Annotated in this window: 24 protein-coding genes; 15 read left to right on the top strand and 9 right to left on the bottom strand. The window is 66.8% G+C overall.

Annotation, left to right across the window (positions count from 1 at the left end; all coding sequences use genetic code 11):
- Window positions 1-170 precede the first annotated feature (170 nt).
- The 6 genes from recA to smpB form a co-directional block, all read right to left on the bottom strand.
- A complete protein-coding gene (gene recA / locus E2E27_RS09860; RefSeq protein WP_141458763.1) occupies window positions 171-1,238 on the bottom strand; it encodes a recombinase RecA in 1,068 nt (355 codons plus the stop codon).
- A gap of 131 nt (window positions 1,239-1,369) precedes the next feature.
- On the bottom strand, window positions 1,370-2,998 hold the full coding sequence (locus E2E27_RS09855) for a DUF4139 domain-containing protein (RefSeq protein WP_141458762.1): 1,629 nt from the start codon (window positions 2,996-2,998) through the stop codon (window positions 1,370-1,372).
- A gap of 10 nt (window positions 2,999-3,008) precedes the next feature.
- A complete protein-coding gene (locus E2E27_RS09850) occupies window positions 3,009-4,457 on the bottom strand; it encodes a DUF4139 domain-containing protein (RefSeq protein ID WP_141461770.1) in 1,449 nt (482 codons plus the stop codon).
- Window positions 4,458-4,603: 146 nt separating this feature from the next.
- Complete coding sequence (locus E2E27_RS09845) at window positions 4,604-7,018, bottom strand: hybrid sensor histidine kinase/response regulator (RefSeq protein WP_181443660.1); 2,415 nt, start codon at window positions 7,016-7,018, stop codon at window positions 4,604-4,606.
- A gap of 174 nt (window positions 7,019-7,192) precedes the next feature.
- A complete protein-coding gene (locus E2E27_RS09840; protein ID WP_502705513.1) occupies window positions 7,193-7,801 on the bottom strand; it encodes a DUF2062 domain-containing protein in 609 nt (202 codons plus the stop codon).
- Window positions 7,802-7,951: 150 nt separating this feature from the next.
- On the bottom strand, window positions 7,952-8,434 hold the full coding sequence (gene smpB / locus E2E27_RS09835; protein ID WP_141458761.1) for an SsrA-binding protein SmpB: 483 nt from the start codon (window positions 8,432-8,434) through the stop codon (window positions 7,952-7,954).
- Between the two features lie 119 nt (window positions 8,435-8,553).
- On the opposite strand from smpB, the gene E2E27_RS09830 reads away from it, so the two are divergent.
- The gene (locus E2E27_RS09830; RefSeq protein ID WP_141458760.1) at window positions 8,554-9,618 is read left to right on the top strand and encodes a succinylglutamate desuccinylase/aspartoacylase family protein; all 1,065 of its coding nucleotides are present in this window, start codon (window positions 8,554-8,556) and stop codon (window positions 9,616-9,618) included.
- Here E2E27_RS09830 and dapA read toward each other — a convergent pair.
- On the bottom strand, window positions 9,615-10,502 hold the full coding sequence (gene dapA / locus E2E27_RS09825) for a 4-hydroxy-tetrahydrodipicolinate synthase (RefSeq protein WP_141458759.1): 888 nt from the start codon (window positions 10,500-10,502) through the stop codon (window positions 9,615-9,617). The genes E2E27_RS09830 and dapA overlap by 4 nt on opposite strands.
- Before the next feature lie 103 nt (window positions 10,503-10,605).
- Between dapA and E2E27_RS09820 the strand changes: the two genes are divergently transcribed.
- From E2E27_RS09820 to E2E27_RS09770, 11 genes are all read left to right on the top strand, one after another.
- Window positions 10,606-12,561 (top strand): lytic transglycosylase domain-containing protein, encoded by a 1,956-nt coding sequence (locus tag E2E27_RS09820; protein ID WP_234036009.1) that lies wholly within the window; start codon window positions 10,606-10,608, stop codon window positions 12,559-12,561.
- Between the two features lie 4 nt (window positions 12,562-12,565).
- Window positions 12,566-13,045, top strand: a complete 480-nt coding sequence (locus E2E27_RS09815; RefSeq protein WP_141458758.1) for a GreA/GreB family elongation factor — start codon at window positions 12,566-12,568, stop codon at window positions 13,043-13,045.
- Window positions 13,038-13,499 (top strand): hypothetical protein, encoded by a 462-nt coding sequence (locus tag E2E27_RS09810; protein ID WP_141458757.1) that lies wholly within the window; start codon window positions 13,038-13,040, stop codon window positions 13,497-13,499. Before E2E27_RS09815 ends, E2E27_RS09810 begins: the two co-directional genes overlap by 8 nt.
- A gap of 40 nt (window positions 13,500-13,539) precedes the next feature.
- Entirely contained in the window at window positions 13,540-14,805 is a 1,266-nt protein-coding gene (rlmN, locus tag E2E27_RS09805; protein WP_141458756.1) for a dual-specificity RNA methyltransferase RlmN, read from the top strand.
- Window positions 14,802-15,395, top strand: a complete 594-nt coding sequence (locus tag E2E27_RS09800; protein ID WP_141458755.1) for a class I SAM-dependent methyltransferase — start codon at window positions 14,802-14,804, stop codon at window positions 15,393-15,395. Before rlmN ends, E2E27_RS09800 begins: the two co-directional genes overlap by 4 nt.
- Window positions 15,392-16,033, top strand: coding sequence for an MOSC domain-containing protein (locus E2E27_RS09795; protein WP_141458754.1), 642 nt, complete (start codon window positions 15,392-15,394; stop codon window positions 16,031-16,033). Before E2E27_RS09800 ends, E2E27_RS09795 begins: the two co-directional genes overlap by 4 nt.
- Window positions 16,034-16,174: 141 nt before the next feature.
- A complete protein-coding gene (locus E2E27_RS09790) occupies window positions 16,175-16,630 on the top strand; it encodes a glycine zipper 2TM domain-containing protein (protein ID WP_141458753.1) in 456 nt (151 codons plus the stop codon).
- A gap of 97 nt (window positions 16,631-16,727) precedes the next feature.
- Window positions 16,728-17,102, top strand: a complete 375-nt coding sequence (locus tag E2E27_RS09785; protein WP_141458752.1) for a glycine zipper 2TM domain-containing protein — start codon at window positions 16,728-16,730, stop codon at window positions 17,100-17,102.
- 75 nt (window positions 17,103-17,177) lie between these two features.
- A complete protein-coding gene (locus E2E27_RS09780; protein WP_141458751.1) occupies window positions 17,178-17,978 on the top strand; it encodes an SDR family oxidoreductase in 801 nt (266 codons plus the stop codon).
- Entirely contained in the window at window positions 17,975-18,706 is a 732-nt protein-coding gene (locus E2E27_RS09775) for a cytochrome b/b6 domain-containing protein (protein ID WP_141458750.1), read from the top strand. Before E2E27_RS09780 ends, E2E27_RS09775 begins: the two co-directional genes overlap by 4 nt.
- Entirely contained in the window at window positions 18,699-19,448 is a 750-nt protein-coding gene (locus E2E27_RS09770) for a molybdopterin-dependent oxidoreductase (protein WP_141458749.1), read from the top strand. The genes E2E27_RS09775 and E2E27_RS09770 overlap by 8 nt, the downstream gene beginning before the upstream one ends.
- On the opposite strand, the gene E2E27_RS09765 is transcribed toward E2E27_RS09770, so the two are convergent.
- On the bottom strand, window positions 19,445-19,885 hold the full coding sequence (locus E2E27_RS09765; protein WP_141458748.1) for a DUF1801 domain-containing protein: 441 nt from the start codon (window positions 19,883-19,885) through the stop codon (window positions 19,445-19,447). The two genes, E2E27_RS09770 and E2E27_RS09765, sit on opposite strands and share 4 nt — an antisense overlap.
- A 90-nt stretch (window positions 19,886-19,975) precedes the next feature.
- On the opposite strand from E2E27_RS09765, the gene E2E27_RS09760 reads away from it, so the two are divergent.
- Window positions 19,976-21,202, top strand: a complete 1,227-nt coding sequence (locus E2E27_RS09760; RefSeq protein WP_141458747.1) for an SAM-dependent methyltransferase — start codon at window positions 19,976-19,978, stop codon at window positions 21,200-21,202.
- Here the strand turns inward: E2E27_RS09760 and E2E27_RS09755 are convergent.
- Window positions 21,199-22,560 (bottom strand): acyltransferase family protein, encoded by a 1,362-nt coding sequence (locus E2E27_RS09755; RefSeq protein ID WP_141458746.1) that lies wholly within the window; start codon window positions 22,558-22,560, stop codon window positions 21,199-21,201. The genes E2E27_RS09760 and E2E27_RS09755 overlap by 4 nt on opposite strands.
- A gap of 177 nt (window positions 22,561-22,737) precedes the next feature.
- Here E2E27_RS09755 and E2E27_RS09750 point away from each other — a divergent pair, with 177 nt between their 5' ends.
- Both E2E27_RS09750 and E2E27_RS09745 read left to right on the top strand, forming a co-directional pair.
- Window positions 22,738-23,958 carry an argininosuccinate synthase gene (locus E2E27_RS09750; protein WP_141458745.1) on the top strand — a complete coding sequence of 407 codons (1,221 nt, stop codon included), beginning with the start codon at window positions 22,738-22,740 and terminating at the stop codon, window positions 23,956-23,958.
- 1,013 nt (window positions 23,959-24,971) lie between these two features.
- Window positions 24,972-25,529, top strand: coding sequence for a septal ring lytic transglycosylase RlpA family protein (locus E2E27_RS09745; RefSeq protein WP_141458744.1), 558 nt, complete (start codon window positions 24,972-24,974; stop codon window positions 25,527-25,529).
- Window positions 25,530-25,535 lie beyond the last annotated feature (6 nt).

The raw sequence follows: 25,535 nt of genomic DNA, 5'->3' as shown, positions 1-25,535 counted from the left end.
TCCCTGCCTGCAATGCTGGCCGCGCCGAAAACCGCTCCAAGGCGAAAGGCCGGCCTGCGCCCTGGGGAAGAGCGCAAGCCGGCGTTCCGGGTGTCCGGGCACTGTTTGGGCCTCGACGGGAGCGGGACACTCCGGCCGCGGTCATGGGGACATTGGTGCCCGCTTGAGGATCAGTCTTCCGAGTCCGCGTCCGGCCCGGTCATCATCTCCTCGGCGACCTTGTCGGTGCGGCTGCGGATCGCAGCTTCCAACCGGTCGCAAACCTCAGGGTTGTCGCGCAGGTAGTTCTTGGCGTTCTCCCGACCCTGCCCGATGCGGATCGAATCGTAGGAGAACCAGCTTCCCGACTTCTCCACGAGGCCCGCCTTCACCCCCAAATCGAGGATCTCGCCGATCTTGGAGATGCCTTCGCCATACATGATGTCGAATTCGACCTGCTTGAACGGCGGCGCGACCTTGTTCTTGACCACCTTCACGCGGGTGGTGTTGCCGGTGATCTCGTCACGCTCCTTGATCTGGCCGGTGCGGCGGATGTCGAGCCGCACCGAGGCGTAGAACTTGAGCGCGTTGCCGCCGGTGGTGGTTTCGGGGTTGCCGTACATCACCCCGATCTTCATGCGCAGCTGGTTGATGAAGATCACCATGCAGCGCGAGCGACTGATCGAGCCGGTCAGCTTGCGGAGCGATTGCGACATGAGGCGCGCCTGAAGACCGACGTGCGAATCGCCCATCTCGCCTTCGATTTCCGCACGCGGCACCAGCGCCGCGACCGAATCGACCACCAGCACATCGATCGCATTCGAGCGCACCAGCGTATCGACGATTTCGAGCGCCTGTTCGCCGGTGTCGGGCTGCGAGACGATCAACTCGTCGATGTCGACACCCAGCTTCTTGGCATAGACCGGATCGAGCGCGTGCTCCGCATCGACGAAAGCGGCGGTACCGCCGGTCTTCTGCGCTTCGGCGATCACATGCAGCGCCAGCGTGGTCTTGCCCGAGCTTTCCGGGCCATAGACCTCGATCACCCGGCCGCGCGGGAGACCGCCGATGCCGAGCGCGATGTCGAGCCCCAGCGACCCGGTCGAAATGGCTTCGACCTGCATCGCTTCCTTCGAGCCCAGCTTCATCGCCGAACCCTTGCCGAATGCACGATCGATCTGTGCGAGCGCGGCTTCGAGAGCCTTCTGACGGTCCACGGCCTTCTTGTCCTCTTCCACCAATTTCAATTGGGTAGCCATCGCACGCGCTCCTTCGCTTGCCTAGGGGCAATACGGAGTTTTCCGCCGCCCGTGACAGCTATGTATCGCGTTTGTTCTCATGGAACAAGTAGGGAACGAAAATTTTTTCACGGCGGCTCGCGCACCGCGTCCTACTCGGCCTCGGCGTCGCGCGCCTTCCAGTCGAAGCTGCTGGTGGTGTTGGCCGGAACCGTGACCTCGACCGTTTGCCACCCGTTCTTCACGTCCACCTTCTGCCGGGGGAAGCGGATGTCGTATTCGCCCGCCCAACCCAGTTGCAGGCGCACGCGCACCGGATGCGGGTTGGCGTTGGTCAGCACCGCGCGCATCGGTGCCCATTTGGCGAGATCCGAGCTGCGTCCGTCCCGGGTGTAGTTGCCGCACATGGCAAAGACCTGCGCACTTTCACCCAGCGCCAGTTCGACATCCTGGCCGCGCGCATAATCGCGCAGCGTGGTCTGCGCCGCGACCTGCGGGCCGCGCTGCGTCGGCTCGTAGACCGTCAGCGCCCCCTGCGGCAGCGCGATCCCGAGGCCTTTCTTGTCCTCGTTCTTCGTAACCAGCAGCAGGCCGGCGGGATCGGGTTCGTCCAGCTCGGGATCGATCAGGTCGCCGGGGTTGCACTGCGCCTGGTAGAGGTAGCGTGCCTTGACCGCGTCCTTGTTGAGGAAGGCGACCTGCTTCATCGCCTTGGCCGAAACGTCCACCCGGTCGGGCACGCGGAACAGCTTGAGATCGCCGAGATTTTCCTCCTCTGCGGTGACGACCGCGACCGGCGAAGCGGTATCGAAGCGCCGCTCGACCCGCGACCCGGTGACGATGATCGATTCCGCTGCCGCCATCGGCGCATAGGCCATCGGCGGCGGAGGCGGTGGGGGCGGCGGCGCGGGCGGACCGGGCAAATCCGAGGTCGTGGTGCCGAGCGGATAGCAGGTGAGATAGAGCCCCTCGCCCACCGGCGGATCGGCAAGACCCTCGTAATCGCTCTCGACATTCAGCCGCCCGGCGATGATCTGGAGGCGGGCATTCTCGAAGCTCTGGCCGTTGTCGTTGACCAGCGTGAGCCAGCTCAAAAGGCCGAGCTCGAACTCCTCGCCTGTGCCCTTCTCGGTCAGATTGGCGACGTAATTCGCCTGCCAGTCGAAACCCCAGGCAAGATAGGTCAGCGTCACCTCGTAGGTGCCCCCGGCAGGCGTGCGGGTGTCGACCGAGAACACCGGCTGTGCGGAGAGCCCCGCGGGCACGCGGTTGAAGCCAAGCGTTTCGGGGAGGCCCGAACACTGCACCGCCTCGAACCCTTGCGCGGTCTGGAGCACCAGCCCGCCATCGGCCCGCGTACGAACCACCGCGCTCTCGCTCGCCTGCGCGCCGGTTGCGGGGTTCATCCGCGTGATCATCACCCGGTTGCCGAGCGTCCCGTCGACCAGCGCGGCGGGGGAGAGCAATTGCGCGTTGCGGTTCTTCTCGATCGTGCCGCCGGGAAGGCCCGTGACGATCGCCGAGATGCCGATCATGCCCTCGGCCACGCCGTCGAAGCGGATGCTCGATTCGCCCGCAGGCAGGGTGACGCGGCGGGTCTCGGAAATCATCGCGAGGCCTTGCGGATAGTCGCGCTCCAGCGCCTCGTCCGGGTCGCGGTCGGGGTTGCGATAGATCGTGACGGCGATGTCGGTCGGCGCCGAGGCGTCCACCACTTCGCGCGCCAGAGCCGGGGCGGCCAGCACCGCCGCGCCCGTCAGCCAGATTGCGGTCAGCCGCATCGCCGCCGCCCTAGTAACGGGTTTCGTAAGTGACGCGGATCACGCGCTCGCCCTCGGCCGGGATAGCGACCTTGTAGAGGCGCTGGTCGTAATTGAGCTGCTCACCCTTGATGTCTTCCGAGGTGATACGGAAATCGTCGGCCCACCAGCTGCGGTTGAGCCCGGTCTGGGTGAGTTGCACCTCGACCGGCTGGCTCTTGGCATTGGTCAGGGTGTAGCGCATCACGGTGCGGTAATAGGTCTTGGGCCGCTCGATCGTGATCATGCGCGACTGTTCGCCATCGGTGATGCGGTAACGGGCGCTGCGTTCCCATTCGTCCGAGGTTATCGTCTCGCGCTTCTCGACCTCGGCCTTGACCGTGATGTCGAAAGCGTCGCCCGTCACCAGCGACAACTCGCTGCCCATCGGGGTGTGGCCGATACCATTCTCGCCGATGAATTGTGGGGTGCCCTGGCTGTCGCGCTGGTAGAAGCGCACCGTGCCGGCCGGGAGCGCGTCGCCGAGACCCTGATCGCGCGATGACGAGAAGGCGATGCGGCTCTGCACGTTCTGCGGCTGCTCGTCGTTCTGCTGCCAGTAGACGCTGCGCGAATAGATCTTGCGCGCAGGCACGGACTGCACGTCGAGGAAGCTCACCTGCTTGGTCTGGGCATTGGCGACCGTGGTGCGGCCGCTGATCGGATACAGATAGAAATCGCCCAGCCGCTCACGCGCGGCAGACTCGGTTCCGGCGCGGGTCATGCCGCGCTGGCCGAACCCGCGCAGACCGCCGCCGGCATTGGGATTGCCCGCCACCAGCACCGTATCGGCATTGTGAAAGGTGGTGCCGGTGTTGTTGGTCAGCGTCACCCAGCCCTGCATGTCGATCGTGCCGCCGGCCTCGTTGTAGAGCGCGACGTAATCCGCGCTCCAGCCGAGGCCATTGGTGAGATAGCGCAGGTTGACCGGGCGCGTGCCCGCACGGGTGCTGTCGAGGTTGACGGACAGCGTCGGGCGGGCGCGCAGATTGGGGGGCACGCGGTCGAAGATCACGCGCACCGGCAGGCCATCGTCGCGCAGCACCTCGATCCGATCGCCGATCTGCAGCACCGTGCCGCCCACCACAGAGAGCACCTTGGCCCGCTCGCGCGTTTCGACCCCGGTTGCGGGGTTTGTGCGCAGGAGAGTGACGGTCTGGCCGACCGCCTTCTCCATCAGCTTGGTGGGGGTGAGCAGGTCGTAATCGAAATTCTGTTCGATGATGGTCGTATCGGCGGCGGCGAAGCTCAGCGTTTCGGCCTGGATCTGGGCCGAGACATCGGGGAACTCCACCCGGCTCTTGCCCTGCGCAATCGGCAGCTGGCGCACGTCCTGCACCAGCGCGAGGTTGTTGTTATAAATGGTGAGCGCCACATCGCCCTGCGCGGTCGCATCGGGATCGGGGACGCTCTGCGCCAAGGCTCCGGTGACGAGGCCCATCGCTGCCACTGCTGCTCCCGATAGCCCGCCCAAAGCGGTGATTGCGCGACGCCCCATATGCCTGTCCTCTCCCATCCGGTTGGATGCAAGATGAACGATAACCTGCGTTTATCCAAGGTGAACGGAGCGGTTTTCCCGTCCCGCGATCAGCCGCCTGCCCCGGCCCCTTGCGCACTGCGCGCCTCGCGCAGCACCGCGCCGACCTTGTCGCCGATCGCTGCGACGCTGAAGGGCTTGGCGATGAAATGCATATCGGGGATGTCGATATCGCGGCGCAGCTGTTCTTCGGCATAGCCCGACATGAACAGCACCGGCATGGTCGGCAGGCGCTTGCGGATTTCGCGCACCATCGCAGGGCCGTCCATCCCGGGCATCACCACGTCGGAGACCACGATGTCGAACTCCCCGCCCTCAACGATTGCGGCAAGGCCCTCTTCGCCGTTGGCGCAAGCGGTGACGGTGTAACCCGCGCGGGCGAGCGCGCGTTCGGCGACGATGCGGACCATGTCCTCGTCTTCCACCAGCAGCACCTTGCCGCCCGCCGACCAGTCGGACGAGACCAGCTCCTGCACCGGGCGCTTCTTCGGCATCTCTCCGCGGTGAACTGGGAAATAGACTGTGAAGCGCGCGCCGGTGACCCGCCCGGCCTTGTCGGCGATATTGTCGGCAAAGATGAATCCGCCCGATTGCTTGACGATCCCATAGGCGGTCGAGAGGCCGAGGCCGGTGCCCTTGCCCTGTTCCTTGGTGGTGAAGAACGGCTCGAAAAGCTTGGGCAGCACGTGCGGCGGAATGCCGCCGCCGGTGTCCTGCACGATCAGCACGGTGTAATCCGCAGGCGGAAGCACTTCCGATCCCAGCTGGATCACCTGCTTGGCCTGAAGCGTGCGGGTGTAAAGCGAAATCCGCCCCTGCCCGTTCCCGCGCGACTGGATCGCGTCGCGGGCATTCACGGCGAGGTTCATGATCACCTGTTCCAGCTGCTGCGGATCGGCGCGGACGGGTCCGAGGTTGCGATCGTGCTGGACGTAATAGGTGATCTTCTCGCCCAGCAGCCGCTTGATCAGCGGGCTGACCTCGCTGACCACGTCGGGCAGCTGGATGATCTCGGGCCGCAAGGTTTGCTGGCGCGAGAAGGCGAGCAGCTGGCGCGTCAGCGCGGCGGCGCGGTTGGAGTTGGCGCGGATCTGCTGGATGTCGTCATAATCGCTGTCGCCCGGGATGTGCCGCAGCAGCATCAGGTCGCAGGTGCCGATGATCGCGGTCAGCACGTTGTTGAAATCATGCGCGACCCCGCCTGCCAGCTGACCCACCGCCTGCATCTTGGTCGCTTGCGCGACCTGGCGGCGCAGCTGGTTTTCCTGACTGGTGTCGGCAAGGCTCAGCAGCACCGCTGCCTCGCCCAGGCCCCGCACCCCGGCAAGGCCGAGGCTCACGGGCTCTTCCGGACTGTTGACCAGCCGCACCGCGACATCGCCGCTGGTCGAAGGCCCGCGCCCGTGGCGGCGCACCGCATCGGACAGCGCGGCCTTGTCCTCGCGCACCACCAGATCGGTCGGGAATTGTGGCAACCCGCGCCCTTCGCGCCCGATCGAGCGCAGGAAGGCCTCGTTGCCGAACAGGAAGCGCCCGTCGCGGTCGGTCATCGCGAGCCCCAGCGGAAGCTGTGCGAGCAGCGCGTCGAGCTGTGCCACCCCCGCCTGCGCCGCGCCATCGAAGCCGCTGCCGATCCCGACGCCCGAATCGATCAGCAACATCAGCGAGGTCGCCTCGTCGGGGCGCGCGGCGGTGACGCGCTCCTCGGGATCGACCAGCGGAACGTCGACCAGTGTCTGCGGCGTGCCGCTGCGCCCCTCGCGGGCGAAGAAGATGCGGTCGCGCTCGTCGGAGCGCAGGAAGCTGACGAAGTCCTGCCCCACCAGCGTCGCGGTGTCGTCACCCGCGGCGCGCTCGGCAAAGCCGGCGCTGACCATGCGGATCACGCCGTCCGCGGTGGTGATCGCGGTCTCGATCCCCGCGCGGCTCAGCATCTTGCCGAAAGGCCCGGCCAGATCGAGCGCGCCGAGGTCGGCCCCGCGCGGACGGGTGACGGGCTTCAGACGCCAGATCAGATGATCCTCGCCTCGCCCGGCGCGGGTGGCGGCGATCTGCCAGCGGGTCTCGTCAGAGGCCTCCACGTCGTCGAGCGCGGCCGTCCCGTCGCGCCATGCGTTGCGCGCCAGCAGCGTCACCGCCTCCAGCTGCGCGCGTTCGAGCGGCAGCGCGGGCGGCGCGGCGGCGGTGCCGAAGGTGTCGAGGAAAAAGCGGTTGGCGCAGACCATGCGGTTGGCGCGGTCGGTGATGGCGATCGCCTCGCCCGCACGCTCGATCGCGGCGACCGTGACGCTCCAGTCGGGAATGGCGGGCGCGTCGGCGGCGGGCGTGTCCCGCACGCGGTCGAGCAGCACCACACCGCCCAACATCACCCCCGCCGCCAGCACGAACGCGAGCGCCACCAGCCAGCTTCCGGTGGCGAAATAGAGCACCCCCGCGCTCACCACCACGGCAGCGCCCAGCCCCATCAGCACGGTGGCGGGGGGAATGGACACGGCAGTGCCATCGGTGACATCGGCACCGGGCGACGGGGTGGCAGGCAGCTTGGGACTGGGGCCGGAACGGCGGGACAAGCGGGGAGGCTCCTTCGGATCGGGACAGGCGAAACCGGGGTCAGGCCCGCTCGCCTCAGGCGCGGCTGTCTAGCGCGCGCCGAGCCGCCGGTCGAGCCGCGCTTCCATCGCCTTCAACCGTTTGGCGCGTTTGCGGGACACCACGGCGCGCCACACCCAGCCCGACACCAGATAGCCGATCGCCGGGGTGACGATGGCCAGCACCACAAAGCCGAACGCCGTGGTGCCCGCCATCTGGAAGAACTCGACCAGCATCGCCCATGCGCCCGACTGCGCCTTGCCGCTCGCCAGCGCGGGGCCGGCCGCATCGAGCCGCAGGGTGAAACTGCCGACCTTGTTCGCCACCACCAGCCAGAACGGCAGGGTGAAGGGATTGGTGATAAAGGTCGAAAGCGCCGCCAGCGGCACATTGGCGCGGGAAGGCAGCGCCATGAAGGCGGCAAGGAAGATTTGCCCGATCGGAATGATGAAGGCCGAAAACAGCCCCAGCGCGACCCCGCGCGGCACCGAGCGGCGGGTGAAGCGCCACAATTCGGGCGAGAGAAAGCGGTGCGCGATGGGGGCCAGGTACTTGTTGCTCGCCATCTGCTCACGCGTCGGCATGTGCTTGCGGATCAGGTCCATCGCCCAGGTCTTCGACCGGGTGGCCATCGTGGGTCGGGGCGGCGGAATGCTCATGCGCACGCGCCCGCGCGGCAGAGGCTCGGATGCTGCAGAGCGATGATCGCGTGAAGGGCGGGCCGGGGGAGCATGGGTGGTTCCCATATGGGTAGCATCGCCGTGGTGACCAGTAGGTGAATCGCAGCCTCGGTGCGAATTTCCGGGCGCTCAACCCTTCTCGCGCATCAGGCGGGCCTTGTCGCGCTTCCAGTCGCGTTCTTTGATGCTGGCGCGCTTGTCATGGGTCTGCTTGCCCTTGGCGAGCGCGAGCTCCACCTTCGCGCGGCCCGTGCGGTTGAAATAGACCGAGAGCGGCACCAGCGTCATGCCCTTCCTCTCCACCGCGCCGAACAGGCGTTCGATCTCGCGCTCGTGGAGCAGCAGCTTCCTCGGGCGGCGCGGTTCGTGGTTGAGGCGGTTGCCGTGGCTGTATTCGGGGATGTTGGCATTGATCAGCCACACCTGCCCGTCCTTCACCTCGGCATAGCTTTCGGCGATCGACGCCTCACCCGCCCGCAGTGCCTTCACCTCGGTGCCCTGCAAGGCGAGCCCGGCCTCGTAGGTATCCTCGATCGAATAGTCGAACCGCGCGCGGCGGTTCTCGGCGACGATCTTGAGCTTGTCGAAGGTGACGGGTTTTGGGCGTGCCATAAGGGGGCGCGATGTAGGGACTGGCGCGGCAAAAAGCGAGGGGGGAAAACCGGCGGCACGCTTTGCGCTTTGGCGGCGCGCCGCGTAACGTCCCTCCGGGGCAGCAGGAAAGCACGCGCATGGATCAGGCCGAACCCTTCATCATCGCGGGCGAGGCACTGGCGCCCGGCACGCGGCGCGACGTCGGCTTTCCGATCACCACCATGGCGACGGGCACCGCATCCTCGCTCGCGGTGCGGGTGCTGCACGGGGCGCGGCCCGGCCCGGCGGTGTTCGTCAGCGCGGCGATCCACGGCGACGAGATCGTCGGCACGGCAGTGGTGCAGCGGCTGGCGCAGGAGCTCGACCCGCAGGGCCTTGCGGGCACGGTGCTGCTGGTGCCGGTCGCCAATATCTTCGGCTTCCTCAACCGCTCGCGTTATCTGCCCGACCGGCGCGACCTCAACCGCAGCTTTCCCGGCAGCGCCAACGGCTCGCTCGCCGGACAGGTCGCGCATATCTTCTATCGCGAGGTGGTGGAGCGGTGCAGCCTTGGCATCGATATCCACTCGGCGGCGGTTCACCGCTACAACCTACCCCAGATCCGCATCGCGGCGGGCAATAACCGGCTGGTCGAACTGGCGATGGCCTTCGGCGCGCCGGTGATCATCGAGAGTCCGCTGCGCGACGGTTCCTTGCGCGATCTGGCCCATGCCAGCGGCGTCGACATGCTGCTGCTGGAGGCCGGCGAGGGGCTGCGCTTTGACCGCCTTTCGATCGAGACCGGCGTGGCGGGCGTTACGCGGGTGCTGGCGCATCTCGGCATGATCGAGGCCGACGACGGGCTCAGCGCGGTCGGCATCCCGGCCCGCGCCAACCGCACGGTGTGGGTCAGGGCCCCGCGTGGCGGCGTGATGCACCCGGCGCGGCAATCGGGCGATCCGGTGCGGCAGGGCGATGTTCTCGGCTGCGTCACGGGCCTCATGGGCGAAGAGGCCCACAGCATGATCAGTCCGATCGACGGGATCATCATCGGCCACGCCACCCTGCCGGTTGTGCACCAGGGCGACGCGCTGTTCCACATCGCCGCCATCGCCCACCCGGAGCGAATCGGCGCGCGGATCGATTCGATCACCGAGGCGATCCTCGCCAGCCAGCCCGAAGGCAGCGCGCAAGGGATGCTGGACGAGGACGAGGTGGTCTAGGCCGCCAGCACGCCCGCCACCACCAGCGCCTCATCCACCGCGCGCTTGGCCTCCTCCGAGCATTCCACCAGCGGCAGGCGCACTTCGGGTTCGATCCAGTCGTGGACGCGGCTCAGCGCATATTTGACCGGCGCAGGCGAGGCGTCGGAGAACATCGCGTAGTGCAGCGGGAACAAGCGGTCGTTGAGCTCGCGCGCCTTTTTCAGCTCGTTGGCCGCGATCGCCGCGTGGAATTCTGCACACAGCTTGGGCGCGACGTTCGCCGTCACCGAAATGCACCCGCGCCCGCCCGCCGCCGCGTGAGGCAGCCAAAGCTCGTCATTGCCCGAAAGCTGGCAAAACTCCCGCCCGATGCCCATGCGGTGATCGGCCACGCGCGACAGGTCTCCGCTCGCGTCCTTGATGGCGATGATCCGGTCCGGGTAGGTGTTGACCAGCGCCACCACGGTCTCGTCTTCCAGATCGGTCACGGTACGGCCCGGGACGTTGTAAAGGACGATCGGCAGGTCGCTGTTTTCGGCCAGAAAGCTGAAATGCGCGATCAACCCGCGCTGGCTCGGGCGGTTGTAATAGGGTGCTACACACAGACCCGCTGCCGCGCCCGCCTTTCGCGAGAAATTCATGTGCAGCAGCGCATTGCGCGTGTCGTTCGAACCGCAACCCGCGATCACCGGCACACGGCCCGCCGCCTGCTCGATGCAGACCTCGATCACGCGATGATGCTCGGCGTTGGAGAGGGTCGATGCCTCCCCGGTCGTGCCGCAGGGTACCAGCGCCGCGCTGCCGTTGTCGATCTGCCAGTCGACCAGCCGCCGGAAGGCCGCTTCGTCGAACGTCCCGCCGCGAAAAGGAGTCACAAGAGCGGGTATCGATCCGCTGAACATTGCCTTTGTCCTGCCTTCATCTCTAGATAGTGAGGCATGGGGCCCTGCCCCACCCCTCATCCGTTCACCGCCTGATAAGGAGCCGATTGGCACTATGTCCAGCATGGTCCGTAAACTTATGAATTCATCACGGATTTATGCTGCGATTCTCGGCGTCGGCGCGAGCGCGCTGGTGGCGATGCCCGCAGCCGCGCAGGATTGGGGATCGGGCAGCGATCTGGTCGCCCGCCAGCCCGGCGCGGTGGATGCCGCGATTGCCCGCTGGGAAGTGCTTCAGGCGAGCCGCACCCACAGCTTCGCCGACTATGCCGGTTTCGTGATGGCCTGGCCGGGCTTTCCCCGCGCCGACATTCTGCGCCTGAGGGCCGAAGCAGCGCTGGAAAACGAAGCGCCCCCGCAAGCGGACGTAATTGCCTTCTTCGACGCCAACCCCCCGCTCACCAACCCGGCCCGCGCGCGTTATGCTCTGGCGCTCGCCGCCGTGCAGCGGCCCGAGGCGCTGACCGAAGCACGCAAGGCGTGGCGCGGCGGCGAAATGGGCGATGCGGTGGAGCTCTATATTTCCCAGATCTGGGGTTCGCAGTTCACCGCGGAAGATCATGCGCTGCGCGCCGATGCGCTGCTGTGGCAGGGCAAGGCCGATGCCGCCTCGCGCCATGTGATCAACCTTGCCGAACCCGACCGCCCGCTGGCACTGGCGCGCCTGTCGCTGGTGCGCGGCGCCCGCCCCGAAGCGGCGGGGATCGCGGTGCCCGCCGGGGCGGAGGCCGATCCCGGCTATGTCTTCAACCTCGTCAAGTTTCTGCGGTCGAGCGGCCAGAATTATGAAGCCGCGCGGGTCTTCACCAATCGCCCGGCCTTCAACCGCCCGGCGCTCGATCCCGAGGCATTCGTCGGCCAGTTGCTGGGCCTTGCCGAAGATGTCGGGCCGAGCGACGCGGCCCGCATTGCCGCCCGAAGCGAGGATCTCTTCGCCCCCGGCACCGATCTGTCGGCGACCAGCTTCACGCTGCGCGACCGGCTGACCGATCTGATGTGGCTGGGGGGCACCAAGGCGCTGTGGAATATGGGCGACGGCGCCAGCGCCGCGCCGCTCTTCGCGCGCTACGGTGATGCGGCCAAGACCCCACTGACCAAGGCCAAGGGCTATTACTGGGCCGGGCGCGCCGCACGCACTGCGGGCAACGAGGGCGCGGCGCGCACCTATTTCGAAATGGCGGCGCAGTGGCCCGAATATTACTACTCGCAGCTCGCCCTATCGGCGCTCGGCCGCCCGATGCCGAGCTTTGCCGGACTGCCGCAGCCCGCGATGGACGCCAGCGTGCGCGCCGAGTTCGAAGCGCGCCCTGTCGTGAAAGCGATCCGCGCGCTCGCCCGCACGCGCCGCGACTGGCGCACCGAACGCCGTTTCTTCGAAGCGCTGGGCGACGAGGCCGACACGCCGACCGAAATGCTGATGGCAGCGATGCTCGCACGCGAAGTCGGGCTCGACGAAATGGCTGTGGTGCTGGGCATGAAGGCGGGCGAGAACGGCCTCAATGGCCTTGAACGCATCGGTTTTCCCACCGTGCCGACGCCCTCCTTCGTCAATGACTGGACGATGGTCCACGCCATCGCGCGGCAGGAAAGCGAATTCGACCGCACCCGGCGCAGCCATGCGGGCGCGATCGGGCTGATGCAGCTGATGCCGGGCACGGCGCGCGAACAGGCGGGCAAATCGGGGGGGCAATACCTCGCCAGCAACCTGACCGAGGCGCCGCAATACAATATTCAACTGGGTGATGCCTATTTCGCGCGGATGATGAGCTACTACGGCGGCGCCTATCCGCTGGCCGTGGGCGCCTACAATGCCGGGCCGGGGCGCGTGAACCAGTGGCTGCGGCTCAACGGCGACCCGCGCAAGGGCGAGATCGACTGGGTGACATGGGTCGAGAAGATCCCCGCCAATTTCGAGACGCGCTATTACATCATGCGCGTGATCGGCAATGCGGTGACCTATTCGCACATGTATCCGCAAGAGGCCGGCCTGCCGCGCCCGGTCGACAGCTTCTTGCGCTGACGCGATGAAACCGCAGGGGGCACCGATCACGCCCGCCGGGATGGCGGCGCTGAAGGCGCGGTACGATCACCTGCTCGGCACCGAACGCCCGGCGATCGTCGAGATCGTGAGCTGGGCGGCGGGCAATGGCGACCGATCCGAGAACGGCGACTACCTCTACGGGCGCAAGAAGATGCGCGAGGTCGACCGCGAGCTGGCGCATCTCGCCCGGCGGATGAAGGCGCTGCGGGTGGTCGACCCGGCGGCGCAGATCGACCGGGCGCGGGTGTTCTTCGGCGCGACAGTGACAATTGCGGACGAGGACGACAACCGGCAGACCGTCACGCTGGTCGGCGACGACGAGCAGGATGCGGGCGCGGGCCGGATCGGCTGGAATTCTCCATTGGCCCGCGCGCTGCGGGGCGCGAGCGTCGGGGATTTGCGCGTGGTGAGCCTCCCCTCGGGCAGCCGCGAGTGGGAAGTGCTGGGAATTGACTATGATTAGGCTCGCCGCGCTTCTTCTGCTCACCCTCGCCGCGCCGCTGGCTGCGCGCGAGAGCCTTGGCGTTTACGAAAGCTGGGCGGCGTTCAAGGACCCCTCCCCCCTGCGCTGCTATGCCATTGCCAAGGCGCAAGGAAAGACCGCCGCGCCGGCCTATGCCACGGTCTCGAACTGGCCCGACAAGGGCGTGCGCGGGGCGGTGCATATCGTGCTGTCGCGCGAGGTCGCAGACAAGGCGGGCGCGCGGCTGGTGGTGAGCGGCAAGCGCTTCGACCTCGTCGCCAAGGGGCGCAATGCCTGGGCCAGGGATGCAGGCGATGATGCGGCGATTGTCGCCGCGCTGCGCTCGGCCAGCCGGATGAGCGTATCGGGGGCAGGTTTCACCGACCGCTACACGCTCGCAGGCGCCGCCACAGCGATCGACGCGGCAACGGTGGGATGCGCCGGACGACGCTGACTCGCCAAACGGCCCAAGTCGCACTATATGGCCGCGACCCATGGCCGATACTGCACTCATGACCATTCCGGGCCACGTCGACCCGGTTCCCGCTTCGCGCGACATCACGCCGCGCGCCGATGGCCGCGTCGACCTGATCGGCCTGCCCCGCCCCCGCATCCGCGAGCTGTTCGAAGAGGCCGGGCTCGACGCCAAGGCCGCGAAGCTGCGCGCCAAGCAGGTTTTTCACTGGCTCTACCACCGCGGCGTCACCGATTTCGAGGCGATGACCGACATCGCCAAACCGATGCGCCCGTGGCTGGCGGAGCGTTTCGTGATCGGGCGGCCCGACGTGGTCGAGGCTCAGCACTCGGTTGATGGCACCCGCAAGTGGCTGCTGCGCACCGCCGACGGCCACGATTTCGAGATGGTCTTCATCCCCGACGAGACGCGCGGGACGCTGTGCGTGTCCTCGCAGGTCGGCTGCACGCTCACCTGTTCCTTCTGCCACACCGGCACGATGAAGCTGGTGCGCAACCTCACCCCCGGCGAGATCGTCGGGCAGGTGATGCTCGCCCGCGATGCGCTCGGCGAATGGCCGCGCGGCACGATGGTCTCGGACGCCGATGTGATCGACGAGGATGACGAGGCGGGGCACTACACCGCCGATGGCCGCCTGCTGACCAACATCGTGATGATGGGCATGGGCGAGCCGCTCTACAATTTCGACCACGTGCGCGATGCGCTGAAGCTGGTGATGGACGGCGACGGCCTCGCCCTCTCAAAGCGCCGCATCACCCTGTCCACCAGCGGCGTCATTCCGATGATGGAGCGCTGCGGCGAGGAGATCGGGGTGAACCTTGCGGTCTCGCTCCACGGCGTGCGCAAGGAGGTGCGCGACGAGCTTGTGCCGCTCAACAAGAAATATGGCATCGAGCAGCTGCTGCAGGCCTGCGCCGATTATCCTGGTGCCAGCAACGCGCGGCGCATCACCTTCGAATATGTCATGATCAAGGACAAGAACGACAGCGACGATGATGCGCGCGAGCTTGTCCGCCTGCTGCGCCAGTTCAACCTGCCGGCGAAGGTCAACCTGATCCCCTTCAACCCCTGGCCGGGTGCGGGCTACGAAACCTCGACGCCCGAGCGGGTTCGGCGGTTCTCCGAGATCGTTTTCGAAGGCGGCTTCTCCGCCCCCGTGCGCACCCCGCGCGGGCGCGATATCGATGCGGCTTGCGGCCAGCTCAAGACCGCCGCCGAAAAGAAGAGCCGCGCCCAGCGCGACCGCGAGGCCGCGGCTGCGGCGGCCGCTGTCGAAAGCGCTTGAGCACCGATCCCGACACGATCGCTTTCTATCAGGCGCGCGCGCCGCATTGGGTGTTCCACTCGGGCGAAGCGCATAGCCACCAGCTCAATGCCTTTCTGGATCGCCTCCCTGAAGGTGCGGCGGTGCTCGAACTGGGCTGCGGCGGCGGGCGCGATGCGGCGCATATGCGCGGGCGCGGGTTCATCGTCGATGCGACCGATGGCACTCCGGCGCTGGTCAAGCGCGCCAACGAATCCTTCAATCTCGGCGCGCGGGTGATGGCCTTCCACGAACTCGAGGCGCAAGCGGCCTATGCCGGTGTCTGGGCCCATGCCAGCCTGTTGCACTGCCCGCGCGCCGCGATCCCGGATGTGCTCGCCCGCATCCACCGCGCGCTGCGGCCCGGCGGGTTGTTCTTTTCAAGCTACAAGCTGGGCGATGGCGAAGGGCGCGACCTCTTGGGCCGCTTGCACAATTTTCCCTCCGCCGGCTGGCTGATCGCCGCCTACACCGCCGCGGGGTTCACGATCGAATCGCAGGACATCTATGCAGGCAAGGCCAGCGATGGCACGCAGCGCGACTGGATCGATCTTCTGGTGAGAACAGCATGACCATCTGGACCATCGAAGCCGTCTGCACCGGCACCGCCCGACCGTTCCACGGCGCGGAGACGAGCGCCATCGCCAAGCGCCCGCGCGAGGGCGCGGTGCAGGTGCTCGAAGAGGGGCTCGCCCCTGACGAGCAGGCCGACCGCACGGTGCATGGCGGGCCGGAGATGGCGCTGCATCTCTATCCGCTCGACCATCATGCGTGGTGGCGCGAGCAGATCGGCGATCATCCCGCGCTGGACGAGCCCGGCGGTTTCGGCTCGAACCTCGCGGTGCGCGGCCTCACCGAGGCGATGGTGCATATCGGCGACCGCTTCCGGCTTGGAACTGCGCTGATCGAGATCAGCCAGCCGCGCCAACCGTGCTGGAAGATCGAGCACCGTTTCGGCCACAAGGGCATGGTCGCGCAAATCGTCGCCACCGCGCGCTGCGGCTGGTATTTCCGCGTGATCGAAACGGGCGAAGTCGCCGCCGGAAATGCGCTCGAACGGGTGGCGATCGGCGCGCGCGAATGGAACGTCGCGCGAGTGTTCCGGGCGCTGGTGGCGGGCAAGGCGAGCGCTGCCGAGTTCGCCGAGCTGGCGGCGCTGGAGACGCTCACCCCGCGCCTTCGCGCCAAAGCCGCAGCCCGGCGCGGCTGATCCACGGTTCATCCCGAACCCCCGCTTCCTGAACGATTCTGCCGTTTTCCTGACATCGCTGTTCATCCCCGGTTCTCCCAAGCTGAACGAAAACGGGGTCGCTCCATCGGGGAGCCGATACGCCGATACAAGGAAACGACCATGAAGAACCTCATCCTGATCGCCGCCGCCGCCGCTTCGATGGCTGCCGCTACCGCGCCCGCGCAGGCCGCAGAACTGCCCGCCGCGCCCGCGCCGATCTTCGCCAGCTTCAACAACAGCGCCGTCTCGTTCGATCAGGTCGCCGCCTATGACCGCGACGACTGGCGCGATCGCCGCGACCGTCGCGACTGGCGCGAAGATCGCCGCGACCGTCGCGAATGGCAGCGCGAGCGTCGCCTGAGCCGCCGTGACCGCGTGTGGCGCGGGAATGACGGTCGCTACTACTGCAAGCGCGACAATGGCACGACCGGCCTCGTGGTCGGTGCGGTCGGCGGCGCGCTGCTGGGCCGGACCATCGACACCCGCGGCGATCGCAGCCTCGGCACCCTGCTCGGTGCGATCGGTGGCGGCCTGCTCGGTCGTGAGATCGACCGCGGCGAAGCCCGCTGCCGCTGAGCCGTGCCGGCGGCGCGACGGGCTCCCTTCCTGATGGAACCCGCGCGCCGCCAGCCCGGTTAACCTTCCCAATGCAGACACACCGAAAGGACCTGTCATGAAGAAGATTGCTCTCATTCTCGCCGCTGGCGCGATGACCCTGCCGATGGCCGCCCCCGCCCAGGCCGACCCGCCGCGCCACGCCAAGGCCTACGGCAAGCGCGCCAAGGAAGCCCGCATCTATGACGACCGCGGGCGCTATTACGAACCGCGCCGCCTCTCACGCGGTGACCGGATCTGGCGCGATGGCGACCGTTACTACTGCCGCCGCGACAACGGCACCACCGGTCTGGTGATCGGCGCCGGTGTCGGTGCCCTGCTGGGTCGCACCATCGACACGCGCGGTGACCGCAGTGCCGGCACGCTGCTCGGCGCGATTGGTGGCGGCCTGCTCGGCCGCGAAATCGACCGGGGCGAGCTGCGTTGCCGCTGATCCGCCGCTGATCGGGAGAGGGCCGCGCGGCGCTCCCCGATTGAAGCGCGGCCCCCGCCCTGTTAGCGCTGCACCATGCCAGACATGACAGCAGCGCCCGAATTCCGCCCCGCCGTTCTTGTGACCGGCGGGGCGACCCGTATCGGCGCTGCGATCATTACCCGTTTTGCCGCTGCGGGATGGCACTGCGTCATCCACTACCGCGACAGCGCCGCAGAGGCCGAAGCGCTCGCCGCCACCCTTCCCTCCGCCGAGACGATCGGCTTCGACCTGACCAACGACGAAGGTGCCGTCGCCGCCGTCACCGCGCTCGCCGCGCGGCTGCCGGGCTGGCGCTGTCTCGTCAATTCCGCCTCGGTTTTCGATTATGACGGTGTAACCGAACTCGATCCGGCAACGAACCGGGCGGCGATGCAAGTGAACGCACTCGCCCCGGCCCGGATCGCCCAGGCCTTCATCGCCCACACGGCGAGGGGATCGGGCGTGCGCAGCGTGATCAATGTCACCGACATGAAGATCGCCAACACCAATCCCGATTTCTTCAGCTACACCATGTCCAAGCACGCGCTGGCCGCCACTATCGGCATGTTCGCCAAAGGCTTCACCGACCCCGACGTGCGCGCCTACGGCATCGCGCCGGGCGCGATCCTTGCCAGCCACGATCAGCGCGAGGAGGAGACCGAGATCTCCCATCGACTCAATCTGTTGCGCCGCAAGACCGGGGCGGACGAAATCGCCGAGGCCGCGCTGTTCCTTGCCGGGGGCGCGCTCGCAAGCGGGCAGACCCTGTTCATCGACAGCGGCCAGCACCTGATGGACCAGCCGCGCGACGTGATCTGGCTGGCGCGCGAAAATGCCAAGGGGGCGATTGCATGAAAACGCGAAAGCAACACGCGCTGTCGACACGGTTGTGGCACTGGGTCAATGCCGTCTCGATCATCGTCCTGTTCATGACCGGGCTGAACATCTCCAACGCCCACCGCTATCTCTACTGGGGCGATTACGGTTTCGACCCCAAGGACGCCTGGCTCAGCGTCGTAAGGTTCCCGGCCTGGTCGACAATCCCCCAATATTACAACCTCGCGATGGCGCGCGACTGGCATATCACGATGGCATGGCCGTTCGGGCTGGGGCTGGCCTTCATCTGGATCGCCATGCTGGTGAACGGACATTTCCGCCGCGATCTCACCACCTCGCCGCGCGACTGGACACCGGGCGCGGTGATCGCCTCGCTCAAGGCGCACGGCCCCGGCGCGGCGGCGCATGGCTATAACCCGGTACAGAAGATCCTCTACGGGATGGTGTTCGGGGTGCTCATGCCGCTGATGTTGTTCACCGGCCTTGCGATCAGCCCCGGCTTTCAGGCGGCGGCACCCTGGCTGCTCGAAGTGCTGGGCGGCCGCCAGAGCGCCCGCTCGCTGCATTTCATCGCCGCGTGGGGGATCTTCGGCTTCTTCGTGATCCATGTCCTGCTGGCGCTGACCGACTGGCGGCTGATCCTCGGCATGATCACCGGCGGCAGGCGCGTGGAGAGCGAAGCCGAAGCGCCCCGCCCCGCCCCCGCACCCGAGCCCGTTCTGGATGGAGACCCCAGCCATGGTTGACCTGCCGCGCCGTTCGCTGCTTGCCGGGATGGCGGCCCTGTCCGCTTCGGCCTGTGCCAAGATCAACCAGAGCGAGAGTGCCAAGACCCTGTTCGATGCGGCGGAGGACGGCCACCGCTCGCTCCACCGCGCGCTGGCGGGCAAGCAGGGGTTGGCCCCCGAATATACCCGCGCCGAACGCTCGCCCACCTTCCGTGGCAATGGCTCGGTCACGGTGGAGGATCCGTTCTACAAGGCGCAGCTGGCCGGAGGCTTCCCCGATTGGCAGCTCGAGGTGCGCGGGCTGGTGGAACAGCCGCTGGCGCTGACGCTCGATGAAGTGAAGGCCCTGCCGCAGCGCACCCAGATCACCCGCCACGACTGTGTCGAAGGCTGGAGCGCGATCGGCGAATGGCAGGGGCCGCAACTCGCCGAGCTGCTCGATGCCGCCAAGGTCAAGGAGAGCGCGAAGTTCATCGTTTTCCGCTGTGCAGATGTGCTCTACGGGCGCGACTATTACGAGAGCATCGACATGGTCGATGCCTACCACCCGCAGACGATCATTGCGCACAGCCTCAATGGCGAGCCGCTGCCCGAGAAAAACGGCGCGCCGCTCAGGATGCGGATCGAACGGCAGCTGGGCTACAAGCAGGCGAAATATGTGAAGGCGATCGAGGCGGTCGCCAGTTTCGCGGATATCGGCGACGGCAAGGGCGGGTTCTGGGAAGATACCGCCGGCTACCAGTGGTATGCGGGGATTTAGCTTTCGGGGTAAATCCGCTGCATCGCCGCCCAGTCCTCCGCGATGATCTCTTCGAGCACGGCGAGGTCGATATCGGCGAGCTTGTTGACGTAATGGCAACTCGCACCCTTCGAATATTTGCCCAGCCGCGCCAGCTTTTCATCGCGCGCCGCGCCCGTGGCCGCATCGGAATAGCCGCCCATGAAATAGAGCGAATGCTTGGCCTTGCGCGGGGAAAAGCCGCTGCGCAGGAAGTGGACCTCGCGCCCGCTGTCATAGGTCGTGCGGTATTCGCCGTATCCGATGATGGTGGGGCCCCACATCTTGGGTATCTCCCCGGTGACCTTGCGGAACAGCGCGTCGAGCACTCGGCCCTCTTCCGCCTTGGCGGGCGGCTGCACGCCGGCAAGAAAATCCTCGACCGTGACTTCGGTTATCGTGGTCTTTGCCTTGGCCATACCGCTTTCCCCTCGCCTCGCCGCCCGGCATCTTGCGCAAGCCGCGCACCTTGCCCTAGCTGGCGCTGAAGCATCCTAGAAAGGAGCCCCATGAGCAAGCCTCTCCTCGACCGTTTTCTCTCCCGCGCCGTAAAGCAGGGCCGCCTCGGCATCGTTTTCGCCGATGGCAGCGTCAGCACCTATGGCACCTCTGCCGAGGGCTTTCCCGAGATCGTGCTGCGCTTCACCGACGCCAAAGTGCCGCGCGATATCCTGATGGACCCGCGGCTCGGCGCGGCGGAAGCTTTTATCGAGGGGCGGCTGCTGATCGAGGAGGGCGACGTAATGGGCCTCGTCAGCCTGCTGCGGTCGAACAATCCGTGGGACAAGGGCGGCGACATCGGCCCGCCGAGCACACTGAAGCGCCTGATCAACAAGGCCAGCTTCGCCGCCGAGCAGATCAACAACCGCGTGGGTTCAAAGAAGAACGTCGCGCATCACTATGACATCGGCAACGATCTCTATGCGCTGATGCTCGACAATGAGCATTGGCAATATTCTTGCGCCTACTGGCCCGAGGGCGTGACCACCCTCGCCGGGGCGCAGGAGGCGAAGCTCAAGCATATCGCCCGCAAGCTGCACCTGTCGCCGGGGCAGGAGGTGCTCGATATCGGCTGCGGCTGGGGCGGCATGGCGATCCATCTCGCCAGGCACCACGATGTCCATGTCACCGGCATTACGCTGTCCGAAGAACAGGCCGCGCTCGCTCGCCAGCGGGTGCGTGATGCGGGGGTGGCCGACAAGGTCACGATCCTGCTCGAGGATTACCGTGACACCGCCGCGAACGGTCGGCGGTTCGACCGGATCGTCTCGGTCGGGATGTTCGAACACGTCGGCCGCGCGCAGTTCGAGACCTTCTTTCAGGCCTGCGCGCAGATCCTTGCCGATGACGGAGTGATGCTGCTCCACACCATCGGGCGGTTCGGCGGGCCGGGGACGACCGACGCCTTCACCCGCAAATATGTCTTCCCCGGCGGCTACATCCCCGCGCTGTCGGAGACCGTCGCGGCATCGGAGAAATTCCGCCTGATCGCGACCGACGTGGAGACGCTGCGGCTGCACTACGCCAAGACGATCCGCGCGTGGTATGCCAACTGCATGGCGCACCGCGAGAAGATCATCGCGCTCTATGATGAGAGGTTCTTCCGGATGTGGACCTTCTATCTCGCGGGCGCGGCCACGGTGTTCGAGCATGGCGGCATGGGCAATTACCAGATCCAGTATGTCCGCAATCGCAACGCCCTGCCGATCACGCGGGACTATCTGATCGGCAGCTAGCCCGCCTTGGGGAGCCCGGGGCGGTTGCGCGGGCGGTAGACCGGGCCGAAGCCCATCAGCGCCGCCCCCACAAGTACGAGCGCGATCACCCACAGGCGCACGCCCGTGACGCCCTCGGGGCTGGCGATGGTCAGCCCCGCCGTCGCGCCCAGCCCGGCGCAGATCGCCGTCACGCCCAGCACCGCGCGCAGCCGCGGCACGGTGCGCCCGCCCCGGATGGGGCCGAAGCTGCGTTCGTGCCGCGCGAAGATCGCGATCAGCGGCAGCAGTGCGAGGATGTAGAGCCCGAGCCACAGCGGGCGCGAGACCCACCACGCCGCGCTCCCCGGCACCGTATCCAGCCCCGCTCCGCCGAGGCCCAGCCAGGCGACCGTCATCACCAGCACGAAGGCGGTGAGGTGCCAGAGGAAAACCGTCATGATCATCCCGTTCATCAGCACCGTCGCAGTCCACAGCCGCACGCTCTCGAGCATGCGCCGCCCCAGTGGTTCGAGCGCCAGCACCAGCCCGACCTGCACCATCCCCAGCGCCAGCAGCGCCACCGTCGGCGGGAGCGAGTTGGAAAAGCCGCCCGGCGCGCTCACCATCGAGACGGGGTAGAACCCGAAAGCCGTGATCCGCACCAGCACCGCAAGTCCCACCGCAAACCACACCCACGCCAGCCAGCGGTTGTCGAACCTGCCGTCACGCCATGCGAAGCCCAGCTGGTGCACGGCGAGGAACACCCACAGAAAATTGGTGAAGTTGATCCACGGCACCTCAGCAGTGAAGGTCAGCCAGTCGGTCAGCATCGCCAGCGGGATGAACACCGCAAAGCTCGCCCAGCCGAAGCGATTCCACGCCCGGAACATCACCGGCGTGCAGGCGGTGACCAGCAGATAGACCGCAAGGAACCAGACCGGGATCAGCGCCGCCTCGGTCGCCATGCGGATCTGTTCGCGCGGCAGGCCCACCTGCGTCAGGATCAGCGCCAGCGCCGCCCACAGCAGCAGCACCGGAAAGGTCGGCGTGATCAGCCGCTGCACCCGGCTCGCCAGCCAGTCGCGATAGACGCCCGCCTGCTCCGGCGGCGTCTTGCGCGTCACCGCGCCCCAGCTGACGCTGTTCGAGTAGCCCCCGACGAGGAAGAACACCGGCATCACCTGAAAGCCCCAGGTCAGCCAATGCGCCCACTGCGAGACCGAGAGCAGATCGCCGCGCTGCAATTCGCCCGCTTCGTTGACGTAGAGCCCGGCCATCAGCCAGTGGCCGAACACCACGGCGAGAATCGAGACCGCGCGCAGGAAATCGACCCAGCGATTGCGCTCGGGCGGGGTCGCCTCCGCCAACTCGCGCGCCTTGCTCCACATTGCCAGCATTTCGGACCCCTGATCGACCGCGCGCTAAAGCGCCATCGCGCAAGGCTTTATCAGGAATTTCTTGCCGGTCGATTGCCAAGATGCGGCCCCGCCGTCTCCCGAGGCGAAAGCGCGATTGCCCCGCCCCGCGCGCGCTGTTAGGGGCGCGGCGCTCTTTTTGCCCAAGGAACCGCGCCCATGGCCCAGCCCCAGAAAGTCGTCCTCGCCTATTCGGGCGGTCTCGATACCAGCGTCATCGCCAAGTGGCTGAGCGTGGAGCGCGGGCTGGAAGTCGTCACTTTCACCGCCGATCTCGGGCAAGGCGAGGAAATCGAACCCGCGCGCGCCAAAGCGAAAGCGATGGGCATCGCGGACGATCACATCTTCATCGAAGATCTGCGCGAGGAATTCGTGCGCGATTTCGTCTTCCCGATGATGCGCGCCAATGCCCGTTACGAGGGCGACTACCTGCTCGGCACCTCGATCGCGCGGCCGCTGATTTCCAAGCGTCTGGTCGAGATCGCGCACCAGACCGGCGCCGATTTCATCGCCCACGGTGCGACCGGCAAAGGCAATGATCAGGTGCGCTTCGAGCTTTCGGCCTATGCGCTCGATCCGGACATCAAGGTGATCGCCCCGTGGCGCGAGTGGGATTTGACCTCCCGCACCGCGCTGATCGCCTGGGCCGAGGCGCACCAGATTCAGGTGCCCAAGGACAAGCGCGGCGACAGCCCGTTTTCGACCGACGCGAACCTGCTCCACACCTCGTCCGAGGGCAAGGTGCTCGAAGACCCGTGGGAGGAAACCCCCGATTACGTCTATTCGCGCACGGTCAATCCCGAGGACGCGCCGGACACGCCCGAATACATCACCATTGACTTCGAGAAGGGTGACGGGGTCGCCTTGAACGGCGTGGCAATGAGCCCCGCGACGCTGCTCGCCGCGCTCAACGATCTCGGTCGCAAGCACGGCATCGGCCGGCTCGATCTGGTCGAGAACCGCTTCGTCGGCATGAAGAGCCGCGGAATGTACGAGACTCCGGGCGGCGAGATCTACGCCCGTGCCCATCGCGGGATCGAGCAGATCACGCTCGATCGCGGCGCAGCGCATCTCAAGGACGAGTTGATGCCGCGCTATGCGGAGCTGATCTACAACGGCTTCTGGTTCAGCCCCGAACGCGAGATGCTGCAAGCCGCGATCGACCATTCGCAGGACAAGGTAACGGGGACGGTGCGGCTCAAGCTCTACAAGGGGCTCGCCAGCGTCGTGGGTCGCAAGTCGCCCTACTCGCTCTATTCCGAGGCCCATGTGACCTTCGAGGATGACGCCGGGGCCTATGACCAGAAGGACGCGGAAGGCTTCATCAAGCTGAACGGCCTGCGCCTGCGGCTGCTGGCCCGGCGCAATCGCGACGCCTGACAGGCGCATCCCGCCAGTGGAAAACCGAGTCGCTGCACTCTCTGCGGCGATCCGGAGCCGATATTGTGACAATCTAGGGGCGGTTTCGTTCCCGTTTCTTGCGCGCATCGCGACAATTGCGACGAAGCGTTGACTTATCCACGCGTGTCCACAGGGCAAATCGCCCGAAGTGGAAAACTAAAGCGTCGGGATGTTGTCAGATCGCCGATTCAGGCGCAGTTTCAACTTGTCTTCGGGACACGAAGCAACCGGAACGGAAAGCCGCAAGGCCTTGAAGTTACCGGAGTTTTGATCCCAAAGATGGCGGTGACATCTGTCCACGCGCCGATCTGGAGACGGCATGCAGGAGGCTTCGGCCAAAGGCAAGTCGGATCAATTCAAGGATCGGAGCGAAGCGAAGTCGCCGGACAGGCCAAGAACCTGGCCGATCGGAAGCGCAGCGGAAACGGCGAAAGCCCCCAGCCGCAGCTCTTGTGAACGGTAAAGGGACGACAGCCTCGGCCAAGCGAGCGCGCAAGGCAGCGAAAGGCGAAGACTTCGGGCTTCGGTGGACGCAGGTCAGCGCGGGAGCGGAAGCCGGATGCCGGCGCGAGCGCCGGTGACAAATCTCTGGCAGGTCAGCCGCAAGGCAGGGCAGCGAGAGGCTAGACATCGGGCGCCAAGCATGGCCCAACGGGAAAGAAGCGGAAGGTTCGCCGGACGCATCGGACACGAGGGTCATCCACACGCCGGTGAGAGTGGGGTCGGCAGCAATGCCGGCCCCATTTGCTGTGCGGACGACGCCGGTGCCTGTGCGGAGGTCCGCGGTCTTCATCACGCGTCTGGGCCTCGAATCTGCATCGCCAAAGCCGAGTCGCTGGTGGTTGAAACGGCGAAAAGCGCGTTGCGCCGATAATGTTCCATCACGGTTCGTCGGATTTTTCTTTCGACTCGTTCCTCAATGGATGGCCGGCGACGACGAAATCCGCCGCCGGTTTGCCTTGGGTAACAACTGACCGGTATCGGCGCTGCCCATGCGGAGGGAACATCGCATTCAAGGCCACGGAGCCCGAAGCCTCGCCCGGCGTAGCGTGCAGGCGGCAGCGCTGATCGCGTTGGTCGGCCTTGCCCCGCTGGCGGCCTCGACTGCCGCGACACCCGAAGCCGCCCCTTCCGCGATCGACACCTTCGCCAGCAGCGCCGCCGTGATCGAGCTGGTGCCCTTGCAGCCGGATGCCGATGTCACCGCGCCCGCTTCCGCCCTCGATCAGCCCGCGCCCTCGGCTCCGCAGGAAACCGTGCTCGGCCGGGGCAGCGCCTCCTACTACGCCGCCAAGTTCGATGGCCGCCGCACCGCCAGCGGCGAGCGCTTCAGCAACGCCGAAATGACCGCCGCGCACCGGACCCTGCCGTTCGGCACGCTGGTGCGCGTCACCAATGTCGCCAACGGCCAGAGCGTCGTGGTGCGCATCACCGATCGCGGCCCCTTCACCCGCGGCCGCCTGATCGACGTGAGCCGCGCCGCGGCCGATGAGCTGGGCCTCGTCCAGCGCGGCCACGGCACGGTCGAACTCGCGGTGATCGAAGACTGATCGCCG

The organism is Porphyrobacter sp. YT40, from assembly GCF_006542605.1.
Lineage (GTDB): Bacteria > Pseudomonadota > Alphaproteobacteria > Sphingomonadales > Sphingomonadaceae > Erythrobacter.
The sequence above is the reverse complement of the archived record's forward strand: the minus strand, read 5'-3'. Positions and strand labels throughout refer to the sequence as shown.

Excerpts from the sequence above, each read along its gene's own strand:
- recA (WP_141458763.1), bottom strand. The coding sequence starts at position 1,238 with ATGGCTACCCAATTGAAATTGGTGGAAGAGGACAAGAAGGCCGTGGAC.
- E2E27_RS09855 (WP_141458762.1), bottom strand. The coding sequence starts at position 2,998 with ATGCGGCTGACCGCAATCTGGCTGACGGGCGCGGCGGTGCTGGCCGCC.
- E2E27_RS09850 (WP_141461770.1), bottom strand. The coding sequence starts at position 4,457 with ATGGGCCTCGTCACCGGAGCCTTGGCGCAGAGCGTCCCCGATCCCGAT.
- E2E27_RS09845 (WP_181443660.1), bottom strand. The coding sequence starts at position 7,018 with ATGGGGCTGGGCGCTGCCGTGGTGGTGAGCGCGGGGGTGCTCTATTTC.
- E2E27_RS09840 (WP_502705513.1), bottom strand. The coding sequence starts at position 7,801 with ATGAGCATTCCGCCGCCCCGACCCACGATGGCCACCCGGTCGAAGACC.
- smpB (WP_141458761.1), bottom strand. The coding sequence starts at position 8,434 with ATGGCACGCCCAAAACCCGTCACCTTCGACAAGCTCAAGATCGTCGCC.
- E2E27_RS09830 (WP_141458760.1), top strand. The coding sequence starts at position 8,554 with ATGGATCAGGCCGAACCCTTCATCATCGCGGGCGAGGCACTGGCGCCC.
- dapA (WP_141458759.1), bottom strand. The coding sequence starts at position 10,502 with ATGTTCAGCGGATCGATACCCGCTCTTGTGACTCCTTTTCGCGGCGGG.
- E2E27_RS09820 (WP_234036009.1), top strand. The coding sequence starts at position 10,606 with ATGGTCCGTAAACTTATGAATTCATCACGGATTTATGCTGCGATTCTC.
- E2E27_RS09815 (WP_141458758.1), top strand. The coding sequence starts at position 12,566 with ATGAAACCGCAGGGGGCACCGATCACGCCCGCCGGGATGGCGGCGCTG.
- E2E27_RS09810 (WP_141458757.1), top strand. The coding sequence starts at position 13,038 with ATGATTAGGCTCGCCGCGCTTCTTCTGCTCACCCTCGCCGCGCCGCTG.
- rlmN (WP_141458756.1), top strand. The coding sequence starts at position 13,540 with ATGGCCGATACTGCACTCATGACCATTCCGGGCCACGTCGACCCGGTT.
- E2E27_RS09795 (WP_141458754.1), top strand. The coding sequence starts at position 15,392 with ATGACCATCTGGACCATCGAAGCCGTCTGCACCGGCACCGCCCGACCG.
- E2E27_RS09790 (WP_141458753.1), top strand. The coding sequence starts at position 16,175 with ATGAAGAACCTCATCCTGATCGCCGCCGCCGCCGCTTCGATGGCTGCC.
- E2E27_RS09785 (WP_141458752.1), top strand. The coding sequence starts at position 16,728 with ATGAAGAAGATTGCTCTCATTCTCGCCGCTGGCGCGATGACCCTGCCG.
- E2E27_RS09780 (WP_141458751.1), top strand. The coding sequence starts at position 17,178 with ATGCCAGACATGACAGCAGCGCCCGAATTCCGCCCCGCCGTTCTTGTG.
- E2E27_RS09775 (WP_141458750.1), top strand. The coding sequence starts at position 17,975 with ATGAAAACGCGAAAGCAACACGCGCTGTCGACACGGTTGTGGCACTGG.
- E2E27_RS09770 (WP_141458749.1), top strand. The coding sequence starts at position 18,699 with ATGGTTGACCTGCCGCGCCGTTCGCTGCTTGCCGGGATGGCGGCCCTG.
- E2E27_RS09765 (WP_141458748.1), bottom strand. The coding sequence starts at position 19,885 with ATGGCCAAGGCAAAGACCACGATAACCGAAGTCACGGTCGAGGATTTT.
- E2E27_RS09760 (WP_141458747.1), top strand. The coding sequence starts at position 19,976 with ATGAGCAAGCCTCTCCTCGACCGTTTTCTCTCCCGCGCCGTAAAGCAG.
- E2E27_RS09755 (WP_141458746.1), bottom strand. The coding sequence starts at position 22,560 with ATGCTGGCAATGTGGAGCAAGGCGCGCGAGTTGGCGGAGGCGACCCCG.
- E2E27_RS09750 (WP_141458745.1), top strand. The coding sequence starts at position 22,738 with ATGGCCCAGCCCCAGAAAGTCGTCCTCGCCTATTCGGGCGGTCTCGAT.
- E2E27_RS09745 (WP_141458744.1), top strand. The coding sequence starts at position 24,972 with ATGCGGAGGGAACATCGCATTCAAGGCCACGGAGCCCGAAGCCTCGCC.